This is a genomic window from Micromonospora sp. KC723 (genome assembly GCF_004348595.1).
Lineage (GTDB): Bacteria > Actinomycetota > Actinomycetes > Mycobacteriales > Micromonosporaceae > Micromonospora.
In genome coordinates this window covers 1-20911 of sequence record NZ_SMKD01000104.1, presented here as the reverse complement: position 1 = coordinate 20911, position 20911 = coordinate 1, and the positions used below count along the sequence as shown (strand labels likewise).

Genomic DNA, 20911 nt, shown 5'->3' with positions numbered 1-20911 from the left:
GCGCAGGGGTGGAGGGCGGGGTCGGCAGCGATGGGCTGACCGACGGTGACGAGGTCGGGTCGGCGACGCCGCCGGTGCAGGCGGTGCCGTTCAGGCTGAAGGAGGTCGGGTCGGTGTTCGTCCCGGTCCAGGTGCCGTTGAAGCCGAGCGAGGTGGTGGCGTTCGTTCCCAGTTGGCCGTTGTAGCTGAGGTTTCTCACCGTGACCTGGTTCGCGGTCTGGGTGTGGGCGCCGTTCCAGAGCTGGGTGATGGTCTGGCCGGCGGGGAACGTGTAGGCCAGGGACCACGTGGTGAGGGGTTCGCCGAGGTTGGTGATGTCGATGGTGGCACCGAAGCCGGTGGGCCATTGGCTGGTGACCTTGTAGGTCACCCGGCACCCGGCGGCAGCCTGGGCAGTGGCGGCGTAGGTCACCGCCGCGGTGGCGAGCACCGCCGCGCTCGCGGTTACCGCGAGAAGGCGTGTTCGCCTGCGGGTTGCTCCGGTGAGGGGGAACGCAGACACAGACAGTCCTCCTGTCAGGGGGTGGGGATGCGGTGGAGCACCACGAGATCGCTGCGATAGTCGGCGCCGATCGGTTCCCAGGCTGCGGGCCGGACGCCGGCGGACATGAGAACGCTGCCGTACCACCGTGAGCGGTGGGAGAGCCGGCCGTGGACCGACGTTGCGGAGCCACCCGCAACCACCTCGTAGGTCGCGTCCGGATCCAGCCCGGCCAGCTTGAGCCGGCGCGGGCCGCTTTTGGCGTTGCCGAGCGGGTTGTAGACCAGGACCGCCACCTCGTCGCCGAGGATGTACTGCACCGCCGACCGTTCAGCGCCGGGGATCCCACCGAGCCGGTACTGGCGGCCGTGCTGCACGGTACGCCGGATCTGCTTGTAGGCATCGATCAACGATCGCGCCTCGGTCAGCTCTTCCGGTGTCCACCGGCCGATGTCGGCGCCGATGCCGAGAACACCGGCCATGGCGACGTGGAACCGGTACCGCAACGGCATGTCCCGCTGGGTGTTCGGGTTGGGTGAATCAGTGACCCAGGCGCCCATGACCGCCGCCGGGTACAGCTGGGAGAAGCCGTGCTGTGCGGTCTGGCGGTCCTTGGCGTCGGTGTTGTCCGACGGCCAGGCCTGGTCCACATGGTGCAGCACGCCGAGATCGACGCGACCGCCACCGCCGGAACACGTCTCGATGCGCAGGGCCGGACGACGAGCGCGGAGTATGTCCATCACCCGGTAGACGTTCCGGGTGTGGTCGATCCACAGCAGATCCTGGTCAGCCGACCGTTCCGGCCAACCCGGCTGGGTGAACGGTCGGTTGACGTCCCACTTGAGGTAGTCGATGCCGAGCTCGGCGACCAACCGGCTCAACCAGTCGAGCGCCCAGTCTCTGACCTCGGGCCGGGCGAAGTTCAACACCAGTTGGTCGCGCTTGGTGTCGTGTCGTCGGTGATCCATCCGCAGCACCCAGTCGGGATGGGCACGATAGAGCTCGCTGTCCGGGCTGACCGACTCCGGCTCGACCCAGAGGCCGACCCGCATGCCGAGGGCGCGGATCTCCTCGAACAGGACGCCGAGCCCGTCCGGGAAGCGCTCCGGATGGGGCCACCAGTCACCGAGCGAGGACGTCGCGTCGTCGCGCCGCGCGAACCAGCCGTCGTCGACGACGAAGAGCTCCGCACCGAGGGCGGCGGCGGTACGGGCGAGGGAAAGTTGACCCTGCGCGGTGGCGGTGAAGCCGGTGGCCTCCCACGAGTTGTAGAGCACGGGCCGGACCTCATCCGAGGCGGGCAGCACGAAGGCGCGTGTGTAGTCGTGCCAGGCGCGGCTGGCCGCGCCGAAGCCGCCCTCGCAGTACAACCCGAGCATCCGGGGGCTGACCAGTTCCGCGCCGGCAGGCAACGGCCAGCGTAAGCCTTCGTGTCCGAATCCGGCGGCCACGGCCACGCCGCCCTCGGGCCGGCGGGTGGCGGTCAGTCGCCAGCTGCCACTCCAGGCGAGTGCCAGGCCGAAGACCGCACCCTCGGTTTCGGTCGCGGTACCCGCATCGATCATGATCCACGGGTTGGACTGATGCCCGGTGATGCCCTGGCGGCTGGTGTAGGTCAGCTCACCGACGGGCAGCGGACCGCGCCGCAGCTGGAACTCCTCGGCCCATGCCCCGACGACGCCGGTGTAGCGGTAGTCGTCGGCATCCGGCAGGAACCAGCTGCCGGAGTGGAACCGGGTCACGGTGATGTCGGACAGATCCGAGTCGGGCAGGGCGGTGTTCCGAATCGTCACCCACCGCTCGATCACGTCGCCGTCGGGCCGGATCTGGAAGGACAGCACGACCTCCAGCGGGAAGTGCCGATCGGCCAGGCTCAGATCGAGTCGCTCGTCGTCGGCCTTGGCCGACAGGAACTCCAGCTCCACCGAGCGCACCGCGCCGAACGAGACTTCGAGCGCGGCCGGTCCCCATCGTCGCCCCCCGGTCACCGGCAGCAGCTCCTCTATCTCCACCGGCTCCGCGAAACTCGTCACGTGCCGTCCGGCGCCGTCAGGTGTCGATGGCCCCCGGGTGAGCCCGACGACCTGCCGCGCGGCGTCCGTGGCGAGCGGTGGCCCCCAGTACTTCTGCAGGACGGTCGCCTCTCCGGTCTGTGCGTCGACCTCCACCGCGACGACGTAGCACGAGCCGGGCGTGCGCAGACACCACGAGGTGTGGCTGGGGTTGAGCGGCATGACGGACACGGTGACATCCCAGATCATCGATGGATTGCCGAGACGGTAGCTCCCTTATCTGCATGCGGTCAACAAACGTTCCGGAAATGACTGATTTTTCATCGAGTGTCTTCTTCATCAGGAACTTCTTTCCTTGACAGCGTGAATAAATAGGGTGAGCATGTCTGGCGTGTTACAGATCAATGCCGCCAGAACGGCAAGCGTTACGGACGCCATGCGATCGGTGTTCGTCGAGCTGCTGGTTCATGGACCCATGTCGCGGGCGGAGGCGGCGCGCCGGTTGAACCTGTCGCCGTCGGCGTTGACGAAGCTGACAAAGCCGTTGCTCGAAGACGGCTACCTGGTGGAACAGCCGGTCGAGAATCGCAACGCGGTGGGCCGGCCCTCGCTGCCGTTGTCCGTGGACGCGAGCCGGGCCCAGTTCATCGGCATCAAACTCACCGCGGACCAACTGTTCGGCGTCCGCACCGACCTGCTGGCCACCGTGCGCGCGGAAACGCGGCTCTCCCTCCCCAACCACGACGTCCAGGCGGTCGTCGCGCAGATCGCGACCGCCGTACGCCAGCTCAGCGAACCGGACTACCGGATCACCAGCATCGGGTTGAGTCTGGCCGGCGTCGTCTCCCCCGGCGATCCGGTGGTGCACGCCTCCCCGTTCCTGGGCTGGCGGCAGGTGCCGCTGGCGGACCTCGTCCGGGAACAGACCGGGCTACCCGTCGTGCTCGACAACGACGTGCGCGCGCTCACCGCGGCCCAGCAGTGGTTCGGCGCCGGGGTCGGGCAGCGCTCCTTCACCCTGATCACCGTCGGCGCCGGCATCGGCTGCGGGCTGGTCATCAACGGCCAGCTCGCCACCGGCCACAACCGGGCCACCGGCCTCATCGGACACCTCGTCATCGACGGCAACGGCCCACTCTGTGAACAGGGTCATCGCGGCTGTGCCCGTTCCTACGCCACGTCCACGGCGGTGCGGCGAAACATCCGGGCCACCCTCGACCGGCCTGAACTCACCTTCGACGACTGTCTCACCCTCGCACGGGACGGCAACACCGTCGCCCGCCGCGTCGTCGACGACGCCGGCCGCGCGCTGGGCCAGGTCGTCGCCACCGTCGCGAACCTGACCGGCCCCGACGTTGTCATCCTCTCCGGCGAAGCGGTCGACATGATAACTATCAGCGACACCGCCTTCCATGCGTCCCTCAACGAGCACACCCACTGGACCACCGATCCGGTACCCGTCGTCATCAAGCCCTTCGCGTTCAACGAATGGGCCCGGGGCGCCGCGGTCGCCGCCCTGCAGTACCAGGTGACGGGTGAATGAGCACCGCGACACGGGCCCGGCGTTACCGGGACGTACCAGCGGCCCTGATCTTCGTCGGCCCGGCCGCCGTCGGCTTCCTCACCTTCTACCTGTGGCCGGCGATCCGCGGTTTCTACCTGAGCCTCACCGACTTCAGCCTGCTCAGCGCGCCCGAGTTCATCGGGTTGGAGAACTACGAGCGCCTGATCGGGGACCACCTGTTCTGGAACGCCCTGCTGGTGACCCTGGAGTACGTGGTCATCAACATCGCCGTGCAGACGGTGTTCGCGGTGCTGCTCGCCGTCCTCATGCACCGCTTGACCAGATCGATGACGATCCGCAGCATCGTCCTGCTGCCGTACCTGATCGCGAACGTCATCGCGGCGCTGGTCTGGTACTCCATGCTCGACTATCAGACCGGCGTGGTGAACCAGCTGCTGGAGTGGCTGAGTGTCGACCGGGTCGCGTTCTTCGGAGAGACCACCACGGCCATCCCGACCATCGCCCTGGTGAACACGTGGCGGCACGTCGGCTACACCGCATTGTTGGTCTTCGCCGGCCTGCAGGCCATCCCGAAGCAGGTCTACGAGGCCGCCGCGATGGACGGCGCCTCGGAGTGGAAGACGTTCTGGCGGGTCACGCTGCCGCTGCTGCGTCCGGTGATGGCGCTGGTGCTGGTGCTGACCGTGATCGGTTCCTTTCAGGTCTTCGACACGGTCGCGGTCACCACCACCGGCGGGCCGATCAACGCCACCCGGGTCATCTACTACTACATCTTCGAGCAGGCCTTCGCCCGGTTCGACTTCGGATACGCCTCGGCCATGTCGTTCGCGCTGTTCGTCATCCTGGCCGGCGTCGCGTACGCCCAGCTCCGGCTGACCCGCGCCTCCCAATCCGACCTGTCCTGAAAGGCCCTGCCATGGCCATCGCCAGTACGCCACAGGCCGGCGCCGACCTCACTCCCCCACCGCCGGGCCGGCCCCGCTCGGTCCGACCCGACCGGCGCGGTGTGCCCTGGGGCCGCATCGCCGGGTGGGCCACGCTGGTCGTCGTCATGATCGTGACCTTGGTGCCCTTCTACTGGATGTTGCGCACCTCCCTGTCCAACACCCGGGCGCTGGCCGCCGGCTCGGGCGAGCTGCTGCCGGTGGACTTCACCCTCGGCGCGTACAAGCGCGTGCTCGGACTGTCGACCACCGCGGAGGCGGTCTCCGAAGGCGGCTCCGGCGCCTCCGTCAACTTCTGGCTCTACCTGCGCAACTCGGTCATCGTCGCGACACTCGTCACCGCCGGTCAGGTCTTCTTCAGCGCGATGGCGGCGTACGCCTTCGCCCGGCTCTCCTGGCCCGGGCGCGACACGGTGTTCTTCCTGTTCCTCAGCGCACTGATGATTCCGCCGATCTTCACCACGCTGCCCAACTTCATCCTGATCAAAGACCTCGGGCTGCTGAACACCTACCTCGGCATCGTGCTGCCCGGGCTACTGATGACGCCGTTCGCGGTCTTCTTCCTCCGGCAGTTCTTCCTCAACGCCAGCCATGAGCTGGAGGAAGCGGCCCGCATCGACGGCGCCGGGCACGCCCGGATCTTCCTGCGGATCATCGTGCCGCTCAACCAGGCACCGATCACCACGCTGGCGATTCTCACCTACATCACCGCCTGGAACGACTATTTCTGGCCGCTGCTGGTCGGCAAGTCGGAGAACGTCCGCGTGCTCACCGTCGCGCTCGGGGTGTTCCAGGCGCAGACCCAGCGGGGCACCCCCGACTGGGCCGGCCTGATGGCCGCCACCCTCATCGCCGCGCTGCCGATCATGGTGCTGTTCGCCGTCTTCGGGCGCCGGGTCATCAACTCCATCGGATTCACCGGCATCAAATAACATCCCTCACGTCGGATCGGAAGGCACCATGACGAAAGCACGACGCGCTCTCGCCGCCGCGGCAGCCTTGGGGCTGCTGACGGTCGGCGGCTGTTCGGGAAGCGACGACAGTTCCAAATCGGCTTCGGGCACCATCACCTACTGGCTCTGGGACACCTTCCAGCAGCCGCAGTACCAAGCCTGCGCGGACGCGTTCCACGCGGCCAACCCCCAGTACAAGGTCAAGATCACCCAGTACGGTTGGGACGACTACTGGAACACGCTGACGTCGGCCTTCGTCTCCGGCACCGCGCCTGACACGTTCATCAGTCACCTCAGCTACTACCCGCAGTATGCCGCCCAGAGCCAGCTTCTCGACATCACCGAGCAGGTCAAGAAGGACAACGTCGACTTGTCGCAGTACCAGAACGGCCTCGCCGATCTGTGGGTCGACCAGCAGGGCCGGCGGTTCGGCCTACCGAAGGACTTCGACACCGTCGCGCTCTTCTACAACACGAAGAAGGTGGAGGAAGCCGGCGTCAAGACCGAGGATCTGCAGAACCTCACCTGGAACCCCACCGACGGCGGCACCTACGAGAGGTTGATCGCCCGCCTCACGGTCGACAAGAACGGCAAGCGCGGCGACGAGCCCGGCTTCGACAAGACCAAGGTCGCCACCTACGGCCTGGGCCTGAACAGCTCCGGGGGTGGCTTCGGTCAGACCGAGTGGAGCCAGTACGCGTTCTCCACCGGATGGACGCACGGCGACAAGACGCCGTGGCCGACCAGGTTCAACTACGACGACCCACGGTTCAAGCAGACGATCGCCTGGTTCCGCTCCCTGGTCGACAGGGGCTACATGCCGACGCTCGCGATCGCCAGTTCCGGCGTGAACCAGATGGACGCGTACGGCGCCGGAAAGTACGCGATGGTCACCGAAGGCAGCTGGAACACCAAGTCCTACTGGGACCTGAAGGGCGTCAAGTCCGGGATCGCACCGACCCCGATCGGCCCGATCGGCAAGCGCGCCAGCATGATCAACGGCCTTGCCGACAACATCTACGCCGGCACCAAGAACCCCGAGGGCGCCTGGCAGTGGGTGAAGTTCCTGGCCTCGCCCGCCTGCCAGCAGGACATCGTCGCGAAGCAGGGCATCGTCTTCCCGGCCATGAAGACCGCGACCGTAGAGGCCGAGAGGGCCTTCGCCGCCAAGCAGATCGACGTGGCGCCGTTCACCGTGCACATCAAGGAGAACACGACCACGCTCGCCCCGATCGCCGACCACTGGGCGGACATCTCGGCCCTGATGACCGAGACGATGGACTCGATCCTGTCCGGCAAAAGCGGTGTCGACTCCCTGGATGGCGCCAACCGGAAGGTTAACGAGTTCCTCAAGAAGTAGGGACCTCGTCCCACAAAGTGACTCCCGGCCGGCCCGGCTGCGATAATCGGCAGCCGGGCCGACCGCCGACCAGCACCGGTGAGTCGAAAGGATATCCATGTCCGCGACCATCTCCGTAGGACAGACGCTGACCGACGCGGTTTCGGCAGCTGACCCATCCCTGATTCACCTCAGCGCCGGCGGGGTCAGCCTGGTGCTCGACGTGCGGGGCTCCCGGCTCCCGGCGATCGTGCACTGGGGTGCCGCACTGGGCGACCTCTCCCAGCGGGACCTGGTCGACCTGGCGGTGGCAGCGGCACCGCAACCGATCGGCTTCTCGGTCGACGTACCGGTCCACGTGTCGATGCTGCCGGAACAGTCGGCGGGGTGGTTGGGCACGCCGGGACTGTCCGGCCACCGTCAGGGCCGCGCGTGGTCGTCGGCCTTCACGGTGACCGGCTCACGCCGGGAACGCCGTGGCGCCGACGACACCACCGACACGGTCATCGTCTGCGCGCGTGACGAGGTCGCGGAGCTGGAGTTGGTGATCGAGGTGGAGCTGCACGCCAGCGGCGTGGTGCGGTCCCGCGCCCAGGTCACCAACACCGGTGACGACGTCTACTGGGTGAACGACCTGAGCCTCTTTCTGCCGGTCCCCGAGGAGACCGCCGAGTTGCTCGACTTCACCGGGCACCATCTGCGTGAGCGTTCGCCGCAGCGCACCGCGTTCACCCACGGTCTGCGGGTACGGGAAAACCGTACCGGGCGTACCGGCTATGACAGTGCCTACGTGCTGTGCGCGGGCTCGGCAGGATTCGGCAACCGGCACGGCCAGGTGTGGGGCATCCACACCGCCTTCTCCGGCGGAAGCCGGACGCTGGCCGAGCGCACCTTCCACGGCCGCTCGTCACTGGGCGGCGGTGAGCTGTTGCTGCCCGGCGAGATCGGCCTCGCCGAGGGCGAGTCCTACACGACCCCGTGGTTGTACGCGTCGTACGGCGAGGGCTTGGACGAGTTGTCCGGCCGCTTCCACCGTTACCTGCGTGCGCGGGCTCAGCATCCGCGCTCGGCCCGACCGGTGGTGGTCAACACCTGGGAGGCCGTCTACTTCGACCACGACCTGGACCGGCTGACCCGGCTGGCCGAGGCCGCCGCGTCGGTCGGCGCGGAGCGGTTCGTGCTCGACGACGGCTGGTTCGGCTCACGGCGGAACGACACCAGCGGACTGGGCGACTGGACGGTGTCGACGGAGGTGTGGCCGCAGGGGCTCGAGCCGCTCATCAAGGTGGTCAACGGCCTCGGTATGGAGTTCGGGCTGTGGGTCGAACCAGAGATGATCAACCCGGATTCCGACCTGGCCCGGGCACACCCGGACTGGATCATGGCGGCCGGGGAGCGGGTGTCGCCGACCGCCCGCTCGCAGCAGGTGCTCGACCTGGCCAATCCCCAGGCGTACGACTACCTGCTGGAACGGCTGGACGCGCTGCTGACCGAGAACGCGATCAGGTACCTCAAGTGGGACCACAACCGCGACCTGGTCGACGCCGGACACCCCGGCACCGGTCGCGCCGGGGTCCACGACCAGACCCTGGCGGTGTATCGGCTCCTCGACGAACTCCGCGCCCGCCACCCCGCAGTGGAGATCGAGTCGTGCTCCTCCGGCGGCGGCCGCGTCGACCTCGAGGTGCTGGCCCGCACCGACCGCGTCTGGGCGTCGGACTGTATCGACGCCCACGAACGCGTAATGATCCAGCGCTGGACCAGCCTGCTGATTCCGCTCGAGCTGATCGGTTCACACATCGGTGCCCCACGGTCCCACACCACCAGGCGCGAACTGCCGCTGGACATGCGCGCCGGGACCGCCATCTTCGGCCATCTCGGCATCGAGTGGGACCTCACCCGGGCCAGCGAGGATGAACTGGATCGCCTCCGGCAGTGGGTGACCCTGTACAAGCAGGTACGAGGCCTGCTCCACACCGGGGTTCTCGTCCATGGGGATCTCAGCAACCCGGCGTACGAACTGACCGGGGTGGTTGCCCAGGACGGCTCGCAGGCTCTGTACGCGATCACCGCGACCGCCACCAGCGCCAGCTACCCGCCCGGATCGGTCGCTCTGCCCGGACTGGACCCGGCGAGGACCTACCGGGTACGGCCGCAGCCGCCGGGCGACATCGCCGACGGCAATGCCGCCGACTGGGGTGCCGCACTCCCCTGGTGGTCTCCGAGCGGAGTGCGGCTCTCGGGGCGCGTCCTGGACACCGCCGGGTTGCGCCTCCCGGTGCTCTACCCGGATCGTGTCGTGCTGATCCGGGTCACCGAAGCCGCGGATCAGGCATGACCGTCGCCGGCAAGGGCTCATCGCGGCCGATGAGCCGGTCGGTTTCCTCGGCCGGCCCAGTTGCTTCTTGGGGAGCTCATCGGTCCAGGCTGGTGAGGCATCCGTCCCGCATCTGGACGACGCGGTCGCAGCGTGCGGCGATGCCGGTGTCATGGGTGGCCATGATGAGGGTCGTGGCGTGCTCGTCGCGCAGACGCAGCAGCAGGTCGACGATGGCGGTGCCGGTCTGACTGTCGAGATTGCCAGTGGGTTCGTCGGCCAGCAACACGGCGGGTCGGTTGATGAGCGCGCGGGCGATGGCCACCCGCTGTTGTTGCCCACCGGAGAGCCGCGACGGCAGGGCGGCGGACCGATCAGCGAGCCCGACCATCGCCAGCAGCTCACGTGCCCGGGCGGCCTTGTCGAAAGCGGTGCGGAACGGGATCAGTGGTGCCATGACGTTGTCCAGAGCGGTGAGCGTGGGCAGCAGGTGGAACCGTTGGAACACGAAGCCGATCCGTCGCCGGTACGCGGCCAACGCTCCGCCGGACAAACCAGTCACCCGTTGCCCGTCGACGTCGATGGTGCCCCCGTCGCTCCGTTCGACGGCACCGATCAGGTGCAGCAGCGTGGACTTGCCGGAGCCGCTCGGCCCGGTCAACGCGACCGCGGTGCCGGCGGCGATCGAGAGACTGACATCGTTGACCGCCACCAGCGGTGCGCCGCCGGGCAGCGGGAAAGTCTTCCGCACATCCGTGAGACACACCAGCGGCACGCTGACCCCGGTCAGCGCCTCAGCTGACGTCCGTCGCATCGGATCTACTCCTTTACCGCTCATCCCTCGGCGAGCAGTTGGGCAGTGGGCAGTCGGCGGAGCATGGCGATCGGCACCACCACCGACAGGGCGGTGACGGCAACACCGGACGCCAGGGCGGCCACGGAACACCAGACGATCGGAGCGTTGATGCCCCCGGCGAAGGCCGCTGCCGCGCCGAGGCCGGCAGCGGCGCCGAGCGTGCCGCCGATCACCCCCATGCCGATGGCCTCGATGACGACCAGCCGGTTCAGCATGGCACCGGTCCAGCCGACGGCGCCGAACAGGGCGAACTCGGCGGCGCGCTCGGAGATGTTGAGATAGAGCACATCAGCGACGGAGACGATGCCCAGCACGATGGTGACCGCGACGGCGACGTAGTCGACGGTGCGGGCCTGGAGGGTGACGGCATCGCCGAGCAGGGTACCGGTGACCGTGCCGCGGAAAGCGAACGTGATCGCCAGCAACATCGTCAGCGCGGCGACCCCGATCATCAGACTCATCGCGCCGAGCGCGGTACGACCGGGTGTGCGGGCAAGGTTCGCCAGGGCGAGAGTCGACAGCCGGCGCGGGGCCTGCCGACGTACGGCGACACCCAGCACGGCGGGACGGATGACCTCACCGGGATCGGGCCGGGCGGCCCGCCAGGCCGGCCAGCCACCGGCGAGCAGGGCGAGTGCCACCGCCGCGGGAATGGCGAGCAGTGTGTGACTCCACGGGATGTCCAGCCCGAGGACGAAGGCGAACCCGAGTGCGAGCGCCGTGCCCACGAAACCTGCGACGAAACCGATGCCGGCGATCTCGGTGAACATCAGTTGGAGGAGGTGTCGCCGGTTCCATCCGAGGCAGGCGAGGATGCCGTACTCGGTGCGTCTGGCGCGGATGGCGGCGGTGTTGGCGTTGAGTACCGCCAGCGCGCACACCGCGAGTACCAGCACGGACAGCAGTACGCTCTTGCGGTCGGCCGCGTGGACCAGCACGGCTGCGACGCCCTTCTGCACCCATGGTTCGGCCACGGCGAGGTCCGGCCGCCCGTAGTTGCCCGCTGGGTAGTACACCGTCATCGCGGTGGGCGATGATCCCAGCGTGATGTCGACCTGCAGTCCGGTGCGTCGCGCTATCTCCTCCGCGATGACCCGTACCCGCTCGCGGGAGAGCGGGTCGATGCCTACCTCTCCGGCCAGCCGGACCCGTACCACGCTGATCGGCGCGGCCGTGTTCAGCTGGTATTCGGGGTAGGCGGGTTCGGTGCTGTAGGCACCGGGGTCGAAGATGGCCGGCAGGGCCGCCATGGTGGTGAGCATCAGCGGTGGTTGGCTCAGCAGGCCGGTGACGTTCGCGTTCGGGACCAGTCGCTCGCCGCCCAACGCCTGCCGTGACGCTTCGTCCGCGCCATCGGCGCCCGGGTTGAAGTACGTGTCCATGGGCACCGCCGACAACGCGCTGCCCAGCGAGATCTTGGCCGGGTCGAAGGTGCCCACCGCACCCATCGCGGTATCAGGCATGTTGACGCCCCCGGCCTGGGGGTCGTACCCCCGGGCCGTGTTGCGATGGATGGCGACGCCACCACGCACGCCGGTGTCGGCGAACTCCATCGGAACGTGACGCGAGGACCCGCCGTCGTCGGCACCCTTGCCCCAGATCTTCAAGTCGTACGGCGCCGGTTGGGCACTGAGGCCGTCCTCGGCCTGCACCGTATTCGCCGGTCCGACGGTCCAGAACGAGTGGAGCCACATGGTGTTGGCCGTTGCCACGTCGTATTCGATGGCCAACTGTCCGGGGCGCAGCATCCGGTCGACCATGGTCCGGTAGGGTTCGTCGATCGACATGGTTCTCTGCGCGACCGGCGTGCCGGACTCGTTGCCCAGGGCCGCGCGTAGGCGCTGGTCGTCCGAGCCGGAGCGAACCAGTTGCGTCGCGCCCGGGTTCAGCCGCTGCACGTCGATCCTGAGCGCCCCTTCGATCTGGGGCCGGTCCGCGATCAGGATCGGCAGCTTGGAGTAGGGATACCGCATTCCGTCCAGGCGATGCGACGTCGGCTTCTCGGCGGAGGTGAAGTACCGGCCGGTGGTGACCGCTCGGTCCAGGCCCGCCAACGCCGCCTCGGAGTCCGGGTCGACCGCGGCCATCAGGAACGGAACCGTCCACACCAACGTGACGACCGGGCGCATCGCCTTCCCCTCCCGATCCGTCGATCCCGCGCGGCCGACGCACGTCAGCGACGACCGGGCTCGTAGATCCGTCGGTTGGAGCCAGTCCCCCTCGCCGACAGACGACGCCGCCGGGCATATCTTCACCCGCTGACCGTCGGCATCGACCTCCTCTGGCGGCGGCAGCCCACCGCCGCTCTCCAGTTCGCTGTTCGGCACCACATCCAGCCGGTTGCGCGTCACGTACAGGTATGCCGGCCCGTCCGGGATCTGGCTCAACCCCGCGTCCGTCACCCATGTCGGCTGCACCCGCAGTACCTGCCGCTCCGCGGTCGGGTCCAGCTGATCCGACAGATCGACCGTCACGGGCACGGTCCGCATCACGTACCCGATCATGGCAACCGGAGCCGCGACGGACACGCCCCGCACCGCCTGGATCTGCCGCCACTGGTCGACGGTGATCCCGCCGCGCATCCCCGCCAACTGACCCGACTGGACCAGATTGCGCTGCTGCTCCAGGGGCAGCACCGCGTCCGCGGGCCGCACCAGGAGGTCGTACACGGGTCGGTAGTTGGCGGCCACGGTGCCCACAGTGTCCAGCCGGGAGGTCACCGCCGCCCCGGTGAGCAGAGTAAATCCCGCCACCGCGACAGCGATCATCGACAACAAGGCCAGTGACCGACGCAGCCGTACCCGCCACTGCGACACGGCCATCTCCAGCACTACTTCACCATCCGGCCGCGCCCGGGGTCATAGGTGCCTCCCAAGATGGTGCCGCCGGCCGGACAGATGTCCGGCCGGCGGCAGCGGATCGACGATCAGCAGCAGCCCGGGGAGCTGCTGACGTATGGCGCGTCGCAGTAATCCGCGGTGTTGGCGTAACAGCGAACCTGCGATCCAGCCACCCTATTGTAGTAGTAGTAGCAGTAGGGACCCCCGCACCCAACGCGGATGCGTTGACAGATGTTGCACGCGGATGCCTTGGCCTTGGGCAGCAGTGCGGCCAGCAGCTTGTCACCCAGCCTATTGATGATCACCATCCGGTCCTTCTCCTTCGTCGGTCCGACGGTTACCGGCAGGGCCACGATGTCATCGACCGCTTACGATCGACTAACGATGCGCTAACGCTCGGTGCCCGCCCGGATCATGCTGACGAGCCGGCCGATTCGCTGACCAGGTGCGACCCCGAGGTCGGCAGCCAGGACGTGGCACAGCTGGTCATGAGCGGCCAGCGCGGACGCGATGTCGCCACGCCTCATGTGCGCTTCTATGAGATGTTCCCAGGCCCGCTCCCGGTAGGGCCACTGGCGTACGAGGGGTTCCATCGCGTCGATGACGCTGTTGTGGTCGCCCAGCACGAGCTGTGCCTCAGCGAGATCCTCCATCGCCCGCCACCTCCGCTCGTCCAGCGATGCCGCCACGGCCGCCACCCCTGCGGACCCGACGTCGAGGCACGCACTGCCCCGCCACAGCCGCAGCGCCGCGGACAGCGACGCGACGCGCTGCTCGGCTCCTTCCGGCAGGCGGACGTCGGCGCCGCGCCGCGCCAACTCGTCGAAGCGCGCCAGGTCTGTCGACGTACGGTGAGCGCACAAAACGTAGCCCGGTGGACGGGTCTGCAACACGTTCACGGCCTCCGGGCCACCGAGCCGCACCAGGCTCTGCCGCAGTGCGGAGACGTGGCCCTGCAGCTTCGTCGTGGCCGTCACCGGTGGGTGATCGTCCCAGATCACCTGGACGAGACGGCTGACGCCGACCACCGTACCCAGGTTGAGGGCGAGCGTCGCCAGCAGCGCCCGTTTTCCCGAGCCGCCAATGGCCATCGGCTGGCCGCCGACAGTCGCCTCGAGCGGACCCAGCAGTGACATACGCAGCAACGTATGAGCGTTCACGTCACCGCCCGCGTCGGGAGTGCGTCGTCGTAGCCGGATGCCTGGAGACGGAACAACTCGGCGTAGCGCCCTCCCGACACCATCAGCTCGTCGTGACTGCCCTGTTCGAGAATGCGGCCGCCGGACAGCACAGCGATGCTGGTGGCCTCCCGGACGGTGTTGAGGCGGTGAGAGATCAGCAGACTGGTGTGTGTGCGGCGCAACGCCATCAGCCGCCGGTTGATCTCATGCTCGGTCGCCACGTCGAGCCCCGACGACGGCTCGTCGAGGATCAGCACATCAGCGCCTTCCCTCAGCGCGGCTCGGGCGAGTGCCAGCCGCTGCCACTGTCCACCCGACAGCACGACACCGACCCCGGCCGAGTCCCCGTCGCTGAACGCGCGCGTCAGCATGGTGTCGTACCCGTTGGGAAGGTTTCCGAGTACGGAGTCCATGCCGGCCGTGGCGGCTGCCGCACGTACCCGCGCGCGGTCGTCGAGCGCGCTGATGTCACCGACGGCGATATTGTCATGGGCGGAGAACTCGTACGTCATGAAGTCCTGGAACGTCGCCCCGATCCGCGCACGCAGGGACGCCGGGTCGAGAGTGGTGATGTCGACGCCATCCCAACGGATGACGCCTCGGGTCGGAGCGTGAAACCCACAGAGCAGCTTGACGACCGTGGATTTACCAGCACCGTTGTCACCGACCAGCGCCAGTGACGAGCCGCGCGGGATCCGCAGCGTCAGACCGCGCAACACCCAATCGTGGTCGGGAGCATACCGAAACCACACGTCGTCGAACTCCAAGCCGCGCTCCAGCGGCGGCACGGCCGGCAGCGGCTTGGACCGCGGTCCCTCGCGGGTCACCGCGGTGATGTCGACGTAGTGACCGAACATGATGAACGTCTCGCCGAGCATCGCTATCTGGCGGACCAGTCCCGACGCGGACATCTGCAACGCGGCCAGTGCCGCGAGCACGAGTACCAGGTCGCCGACGGTGCCTCGGCCGTCCGCTACCCGCGCGACGAAGAGAGCCAACGCGACCAGCGACACGACGCCGGTCAACGTCGCCAGAGCGCTGTCGACCCACAGCGCCAGACGGTCCTGGTGCCGCTCCTGCGCCTGGGCAGCGCGCAGCTCGCGCAGGAGACGACCCTGGAAGAACGCTCCGAGATTGAACAGCCTGATCTCCTTCGCCGCGCGCATGTCGAGCAGGAGCGAGGCGTAGAAGGTCTGCCTGCGGAACATCGGCACGGTCCGTTCCAGCATCGCCCCCCGCATCCGGGCCAGACGGATCTGGGCGATGAGCGTGGGCACAGCGGCCAGCAGGACCAGTGCGCCTGCCAGGGGAGACCATCGCACCAGCGTGACGCCGAACGCCACCACGGTGATCGTCTCCTGCCCGATCGCCAGGACCATGGTGTTGAGCTGGGTCGGCGCGTAGCGGCTCGCCTCGTGCGCGAGCCGGAGCCGATCATGGAAAGAGCTGTCTTCCAACTCGGCCAGACCGGGATGTGCCGACACCGCGGCGAACAACTCCTGTTGCGTGCGAATCGTCACGCGGCGTTCCGCATCCCGCTGGGCGTACTGAGAAACGTGCAGGACGACGGGTGACACGACGGCCAGGACGCCGAAGCCGGCGACACCAGCCCAGATCGTCGATCCGTCGTTGGCGGTGAGGCCGTCGATGATCGCCCGGGTGAACCATGCGGTGCCTACCGCGGCCAGGCCACCCACCACCATGAGCAGGATACTCACGGCGGCGGCCCAGGGCGCGGCGCCGAAGTAGATGCCGAACGCGCGCCGCATTAACGATGCCGACCGCCTCATCGGAGCTTTTCAACCTCCTCTTACGCGCCGTCGTGGCCGCAGCTCAGATGCGGAGCACAAGCGCAGCGGGGGTTCGGGGCGAAAAGGACTCATTGGCTGCTGAGTACCTCCGTCAGCTCGTGGCCGCGGGCCAGCAACCGCCCCTCGTCGCCGAACATCAGGAACGCCGGGGTGCCCTGCACCTGGAAGGTCGTCATCACCGCGCTCGAGTCGCCTGCCGTGACGAGCAGACCGGCCTTCCGCAACGTCGGGGCCAGTTCATCGCTCATGTTCTCGCCCACGGTGAGGAAGCTGACCACCCGCACACCCGCGCCCCCGATCTCCTCCGCGCGCTCAGCCAGGGCCTCAGCCTGGGCCGGGCAGTGTCGGCAACCCGCCGAGAAGAAACCGATCAGAACCGGGCCGCCGGCGATGTCGGCGCTGGAGACCTGGCCGTCGGGCGACACGAACTCCGGCATCGCGCTGCCGAGCGGCAGCCCCGATGCGGGTGGCGTCGTCATCTCGACGAGCTTCGTCTCCGTCTCACGCAACCGCCTGATGATCGCGGCACTCAACGCCAGATCGACGAGAACGAGTACCGCCAGAATGGCGACAGCAACGGAGAGAAATAGCACATTGTCTCCTTGGGTTGAGTGCGCCAACGCAATGGTGCACCAGGGCGCGTATTCGGCTGTATGGAAAGTCAGCGCGGGTGGGCCGCTCCACGCAGGAGCCAGGTCAGGTCGTCCAGCCAGACCAACGCCGTGACCACCATGCCCGCGGCGGAAATGGACAACAGGATTTGCGACGGGTCGAGGCTGGCCAGCGCCACCGTGGGCAAGGCGAACGTGCCGAGAAACGCGCCGAACGAGGCGGCTGCGAGGAACCCGCTGCGCACGACGTGCCGCCAGGCAACGGGTGCGCTCGTCGGCCCGAAGCAGTGGCACCCGGTCGTGGACCCCCGTCGAACGGCCCGTGCGAGCACCACGGCGAACGCGCCAAAGAGCAGGACCGCCGCCCCGAGACCCGCCGGCGCGCCACCTGGCCAGACAACCAGAGCCAGCACCACCGTCTCGGCCGCGATCGATGCGACTGCCGCGGGGCGAGACCAGCGTGGAGCGGTCACCTGTAGGCCGGTAACGGCGTCGGCAAACGCGTGGAAACTGGCGCGGGTGCGCACCTTGCTGACTATGGATATCGCAAGAACGCCAGATACCGTCAATACTGCCGCGACAACAGCAACGCCCACGACGTCCCCCATGTCCCCGTGTCCCGCGTGTCACGAGCCAATCGATGCGCACGCAACTAGCTGGGTTCCTGGACCGTACCCTTGCCATCCAACTGCGTCAACGGTTTGATTCACGGGCACATAGACACGCATGACGGGAGGCGCATGATCGACAAGTCACCACTCCTGCTCGCCACCATGATCGGACTCGCGCTTACGGCATCGGTTCTGGGTGGTGTCGTAGCGACGCGTCGCCACCTCATGGTCATCGATGTGCTGGGTGACAGCATGGCCCCCAGCCTCGTCCACGGCGACCGTCTCCTGATTCGACGAACGCATCGGCTACGGGTGGGCAACATCGTGATCGCGCACCACCAGGAGGGTGGGCGCCGGACCGCCGCAGACGGGTCTCTGGCATCCACGTGGCTCGTCAAGCGACTGGCAGCCCTACCCGGCGACGCTGTCCCGGAGTCGGTCGCTCCAGCCGTTGGGGGTCACTCGCGGCAGGTGCCCGCCGGCATGGCCGTGCTACTCGGCGAGCATCCGGCTAGCGTCGACTCCCGCTTATGGGGCTTCGTACCGCTGGATGACATCGAGGGCGTGGTCGTCAGGCGGCTGAGGCCCAGTACCGTAGACCCGCGTAGATAAGGGCTTCAGGTGTGTCGGTGGCGGACGGGACGGCGGTCGTCGTCCACCATGGCCTGATGCCCGGGTACCCGTTCGTGGTGGCGGACGATGCGTCGGCAGCGGTCGAGCCAGGAGAAACGTACGCTCGACCGCCCAGCGGCGGCGCATCACGACGAAGGTCGGCTACCCGGCCATCTTGGCGACCATCTGCAGGATCAGTCGCAGCTGTTCGACGGCCCCCTCGAGAGTCGGCCGCGGAGTCGGCCGGACCAGACGGTCGCCCGGTGAACACACGTGGAACTGAACCACGCGGATGATCGTCGATGTTGCCGGAACGGGTAAGGGTGTGCTGGAATGGCTCACATCGCCGCAGCACGGGGCAACCGCGCTGGGAACGGTGAGCACGAAAGCATCGCCGTGTCGGCAACCCATCACTCCGGCAGACGCGCGCCGCACCGCCGGGCCATCTCCACGACGACGGGCAGGTGTCCCGCCGTACGTGTCCCGCCACGTATGCCGTGACAACCGAGACGTTCGACCTCTGACCCGCCGGAGGCGTCCGATACGCCATGTCGACACAACCAGGCCCGGGGACGAGGTGGGCCTCGATCATCGTGATGGCCCGGAGAGTTCCTTCTGGCCCCTGCCCGCCTGGCAGGGACCGACGTCATGGAGGATGACCATGCGCAGTTTCCTCGCGGTGTTCACCGCCGCCCTGATCCTCGGTACCACAGCCGGCAGCGTCCCGGCCGGTGCGTCGGGTGCCTCCCAGCGTACGTGCACCCGTGGCCTGCTCTTCTGCGAAGACTTCGAGCGGCTGCCTCGTGGCGGTCCCAGTACGTTGAAGTGGGGTGTCGACACTCGCAACGGCACCCTCACCGTCGAGCGTGCCCGTCACGGCAACCAGGTGCTGCACATCCACACCGTCGACAATGGCCGCGCCTTCCTGCGCGTCGACGACTTCGCCGCGCCGGACAACCTTTTCTACGGTCGGATGCGTCTGCGCGTCGACGCCTTCCCAACCGCCCCTGACTGGGCGCACTTCACGCTGGTGGAAGCGACCGGCACAGGCAGTTCGGAGGTCGTCCGTCCGGTCGGCGGCCAGTACGCCCCCACGGTTCCGGGAACCTTCTGGGGTGTGGGCGCCGACGGTGGACCGACCGGCGACTGGACCAACTGGCGGGAGTCCGCCCCGGTCACCGAGGACACTTGGCAGTGCTTCGAGTGGAAGCTCGATCCGGCGGACAACCGCGTTGCGGTGTGGATCGACGGCGTGGCGAACCCGGAACTGACCGCCTCCACGACCGAACACGGCGGCAACGATGTTCCCTTCATTCTGCCTGCGGTCAACACAGTGAAAATCGGCTGGCAGCTCTACCAGGGCGGCACCACGCCGGGCGAGTTCGACCTCTGGATCGACGACATCGCTCTCTCCACCGAGCGACTCGGCTGCTGACGTCGTTCGTCACCGTTCGCTATCGAATCCGGCGAGCTCCCCTGCTCGAAACGTGTTCCGCAGCACCATCCTCGGCCGTTAGAGGCGCTGCAACGAATCGGTTCGGCAGGAGCGAAGGGTGACCCCGCTCACATGTCAACCAGGTGTCGAGGAGGCACCGGCCATGTGCCGGCTCGCTCACCGAGCACGACAAGACCCTTCGACGGCGACGACAACGTTCGTAGGTGCCGTTCGGTATCAAGCTGGCGTCACCGGGGCCGCTGCCGGGGCCGGGCGCCGCGATGTTCGGCACCCGGCCCCTGGGCCACCGGACCAGCGACCAGTCCTGCTGTCGACAACCCCTACACCGACGCTACGGAGAAGCGCCGAACCGCGATCATCGTCGCGGTCCGGCGCTGTCCGACCGGTGCTGAGCGGGCGGCGCTTCGGGTGCGCCACCCGCACCGTGTCGGTTACTTGAGGTTGGGCACTTCGTCCCGGGTGACGACGTAGTTGTGGGTGTAAACCTTCCGAAGGAAGCTCGGGTCGTTACGGCCGTAGAGCCAGTCACCGTTCCACGTGTTGAACGTGACCCAGCGAGCACCGCTGGACTGCAGTTGGTCCGGGTCCGGGATGGGGCCGTTCTCGTGCAGGGCGATCGGAACCGTGCCGCCGACGATGTTGCGGGTGGCGTTGTACAGCGAGGTCAGCGGGCCGTGGTCGTTGACGTAGGTGTCCGCACCGCCGACATCGACGTACTGCTTGCCCGGGTAGAAGGACGACTGCGGGCTTCCGTTGTACGGGTGCAGCCAGACCAGGTTGTGGATGCCCTTGGTCTTGGTGAAGTAGTCGAACTGGTAGCGCCACAGGCGCTGGTACTGACTGCCGCCCTCCGTGCTCCACCAGAACCAGGTGCCGCCGGCCTCGTGGTAGGGCGCCCACAGGACGGCGACGCCCTGCGACTGCAGCTGCAGCAACTGCCCGGCCGCGGCGTCGAGTTCGGCCAGGTAGGCACGGTTCTGACTGGTTCCTGGGGTGAGAACCGCGTTGATCGAGGTACGGCCGGCATAGTCGCAGTAGCCGCCGGTGCCAGGGGCGCCGGTGTGCCAACCGATGAGCGGGATGCCGCCCGCGTTCCACCAGGCGGCGGCTCGGCTGGTCGCGCCGGGCCGGTCACACATGTCCAAGCCCCGGATGGCCGGGTTCCTACCCGTGGTGGTGCGGATGTGGTTGAACTCGTCCTCACGACCGTTGGTCTCCCGCTGGCCGGACAGGATGTGGTTGCCGTACTGGCTGTACAGGTAACAGAGCAGGTTGCGAGCCTGTCGAGTGGCCTGCGGGTCCACCGGCGCCACGTTGCACGTGCCGTTGCTCGGGGGCGGGATGCTCGGCGGTGGGGTGGTG

The 20911-nt window shown here is 67.9% G+C and carries 16 protein-coding genes; 7 read left to right on the top strand and 9 right to left on the bottom strand.

Translation table 11 applies throughout. The features are described 5' to 3' along the window. The coding region (locus tag E1165_RS21005; protein ID WP_207916985.1) for a cellulose-binding domain-containing protein at positions 1-502 on the bottom strand (502 nt) is incomplete at its 3' end. 14 nt (positions 503-516) lie between these two features. Continuing rightward, positions 517-2715, bottom strand: a complete 2199-nt coding sequence (locus tag E1165_RS21000) for an alpha-galactosidase (RefSeq protein WP_165945279.1) — start codon at positions 2713-2715, stop codon at positions 517-519. A gap of 214 nt (positions 2716-2929) precedes the next feature. Between E1165_RS21000 and E1165_RS20995 the strand changes: the two genes are divergently transcribed. From E1165_RS20995 to E1165_RS20975, 5 genes are all read left to right on the top strand, one after another. Next, positions 2930-4036 carry an ROK family transcriptional regulator gene (locus E1165_RS20995; RefSeq protein ID WP_165945278.1) on the top strand — a complete coding sequence of 369 codons (1107 nt, stop codon included), beginning with the start codon at positions 2930-2932 and terminating at the stop codon, positions 4034-4036. Continuing rightward, on the top strand, positions 4033-4923 hold the full coding sequence (locus tag E1165_RS20990) for a carbohydrate ABC transporter permease (protein ID WP_132393496.1): 891 nt from the start codon (positions 4033-4035) through the stop codon (positions 4921-4923). The genes E1165_RS20995 and E1165_RS20990 overlap by 4 nt, the downstream gene beginning before the upstream one ends. 11 nt (positions 4924-4934) lie before the next feature. Further along, complete coding sequence (locus tag E1165_RS20985; RefSeq protein WP_132393495.1) at positions 4935-5894, top strand: carbohydrate ABC transporter permease; 960 nt, start codon at positions 4935-4937, stop codon at positions 5892-5894. Positions 5895-5922: 28 nt separating this feature from the next. Next, entirely contained in the window at positions 5923-7275 is a 1353-nt protein-coding gene (locus tag E1165_RS20980; protein WP_132393494.1) for a sugar ABC transporter substrate-binding protein, read from the top strand. 97 nt (positions 7276-7372) lie between these two features. Then, entirely contained in the window at positions 7373-9592 is a 2220-nt protein-coding gene (locus tag E1165_RS20975; RefSeq protein ID WP_132393493.1) for an alpha-galactosidase, read from the top strand. A 76-nt stretch (positions 9593-9668) separates the two neighbouring features. Here the strand turns inward: E1165_RS20975 and E1165_RS20970 are convergent, their stop codons facing one another. The 6 genes from E1165_RS20970 to E1165_RS20945 all read right to left on the bottom strand — a co-directional run bounded on the left by E1165_RS20970 (position 9669) and on the right by E1165_RS20945 (position 17478). Further along, complete coding sequence (locus tag E1165_RS20970) at positions 9669-10385, bottom strand: ABC transporter ATP-binding protein (protein ID WP_132393492.1); 717 nt, start codon at positions 10383-10385, stop codon at positions 9669-9671. A 20-nt stretch (positions 10386-10405) separates the two neighbouring features. Then, positions 10406-13249: an FtsX-like permease family protein gene (locus E1165_RS20965; RefSeq protein ID WP_243704902.1), complete on the bottom strand. Its 2844-nt coding sequence runs from the start codon at positions 13247-13249 to the stop codon at positions 10406-10408. Positions 13250-13656: 407 nt separating this feature from the next. Continuing rightward, positions 13657-14403 (bottom strand): BTAD domain-containing putative transcriptional regulator, encoded by a 747-nt coding sequence (locus tag E1165_RS20960; RefSeq protein WP_132393490.1) that lies wholly within the window; start codon positions 14401-14403, stop codon positions 13657-13659. Between the two features lie 20 nt (positions 14404-14423). Further along, positions 14424-16217: an ABC transporter ATP-binding protein gene (locus E1165_RS20955; RefSeq protein ID WP_165945277.1), complete on the bottom strand. Its 1794-nt coding sequence runs from the start codon at positions 16215-16217 to the stop codon at positions 14424-14426. Positions 16218-16327: 110 nt separating this feature from the next. Then, positions 16328-16852, bottom strand: a complete 525-nt coding sequence (locus E1165_RS20950; RefSeq protein WP_132393488.1) for a redoxin domain-containing protein — start codon at positions 16850-16852, stop codon at positions 16328-16330. A gap of 68 nt (positions 16853-16920) precedes the next feature. Next, on the bottom strand, positions 16921-17478 hold the full coding sequence (locus E1165_RS20945) for a MauE/DoxX family redox-associated membrane protein (protein WP_132393487.1): 558 nt from the start codon (positions 17476-17478) through the stop codon (positions 16921-16923). Between the two features lie 132 nt (positions 17479-17610). On the opposite strand from E1165_RS20945, the gene E1165_RS20940 reads away from it, so the two are divergent. After that, positions 17611-18093 (top strand): S26 family signal peptidase, encoded by a 483-nt coding sequence (locus tag E1165_RS20940; protein ID WP_132393486.1) that lies wholly within the window; start codon positions 17611-17613, stop codon positions 18091-18093. A gap of 679 nt (positions 18094-18772) precedes the next feature. Continuing rightward, positions 18773-19528, top strand: a complete 756-nt coding sequence (locus E1165_RS20935) for a hypothetical protein (RefSeq protein WP_243704900.1) — start codon at positions 18773-18775, stop codon at positions 19526-19528. A 452-nt stretch (positions 19529-19980) separates the two neighbouring features. Here E1165_RS20935 and E1165_RS20930 read toward each other — a convergent pair. Then, positions 19981-20911 (bottom strand): glycosyl hydrolase (locus tag E1165_RS20930; RefSeq protein ID WP_132393485.1); only part of this gene is annotated, 931 nt, incomplete at its 5' end.

Excerpts from the sequence above, each read along its gene's own strand:
- E1165_RS21000 (WP_165945279.1), bottom strand. The coding sequence starts at position 2,715 with ATGCCGCTCAACCCCAGCCACACCTCGTGGTGTCTGCGCACGCCCGGC.
- E1165_RS20995 (WP_165945278.1), top strand. The coding sequence starts at position 2,930 with ATGCGATCGGTGTTCGTCGAGCTGCTGGTTCATGGACCCATGTCGCGG.
- E1165_RS20990 (WP_132393496.1), top strand. The coding sequence starts at position 4,033 with ATGAGCACCGCGACACGGGCCCGGCGTTACCGGGACGTACCAGCGGCC.
- E1165_RS20985 (WP_132393495.1), top strand. The coding sequence starts at position 4,935 with ATGGCCATCGCCAGTACGCCACAGGCCGGCGCCGACCTCACTCCCCCA.
- E1165_RS20980 (WP_132393494.1), top strand. The coding sequence starts at position 5,923 with ATGACGAAAGCACGACGCGCTCTCGCCGCCGCGGCAGCCTTGGGGCTG.
- E1165_RS20975 (WP_132393493.1), top strand. The coding sequence starts at position 7,373 with ATGTCCGCGACCATCTCCGTAGGACAGACGCTGACCGACGCGGTTTCG.
- E1165_RS20970 (WP_132393492.1), bottom strand. The coding sequence starts at position 10,385 with ATGCGACGGACGTCAGCTGAGGCGCTGACCGGGGTCAGCGTGCCGCTG.
- E1165_RS20965 (WP_243704902.1), bottom strand. The coding sequence starts at position 13,249 with ATGGCCGTGTCGCAGTGGCGGGTACGGCTGCGTCGGTCACTGGCCTTG.
- E1165_RS20960 (WP_132393490.1), bottom strand. The coding sequence starts at position 14,403 with ATGTCACTGCTGGGTCCGCTCGAGGCGACTGTCGGCGGCCAGCCGATG.
- E1165_RS20955 (WP_165945277.1), bottom strand. The coding sequence starts at position 16,217 with ATGCGGCGCGCGTTCGGCATCTACTTCGGCGCCGCGCCCTGGGCCGCC.
- E1165_RS20945 (WP_132393487.1), bottom strand. The coding sequence starts at position 17,478 with ATGGGGGACGTCGTGGGCGTTGCTGTTGTCGCGGCAGTATTGACGGTA.
- E1165_RS20940 (WP_132393486.1), top strand. The coding sequence starts at position 17,611 with ATGATCGACAAGTCACCACTCCTGCTCGCCACCATGATCGGACTCGCG.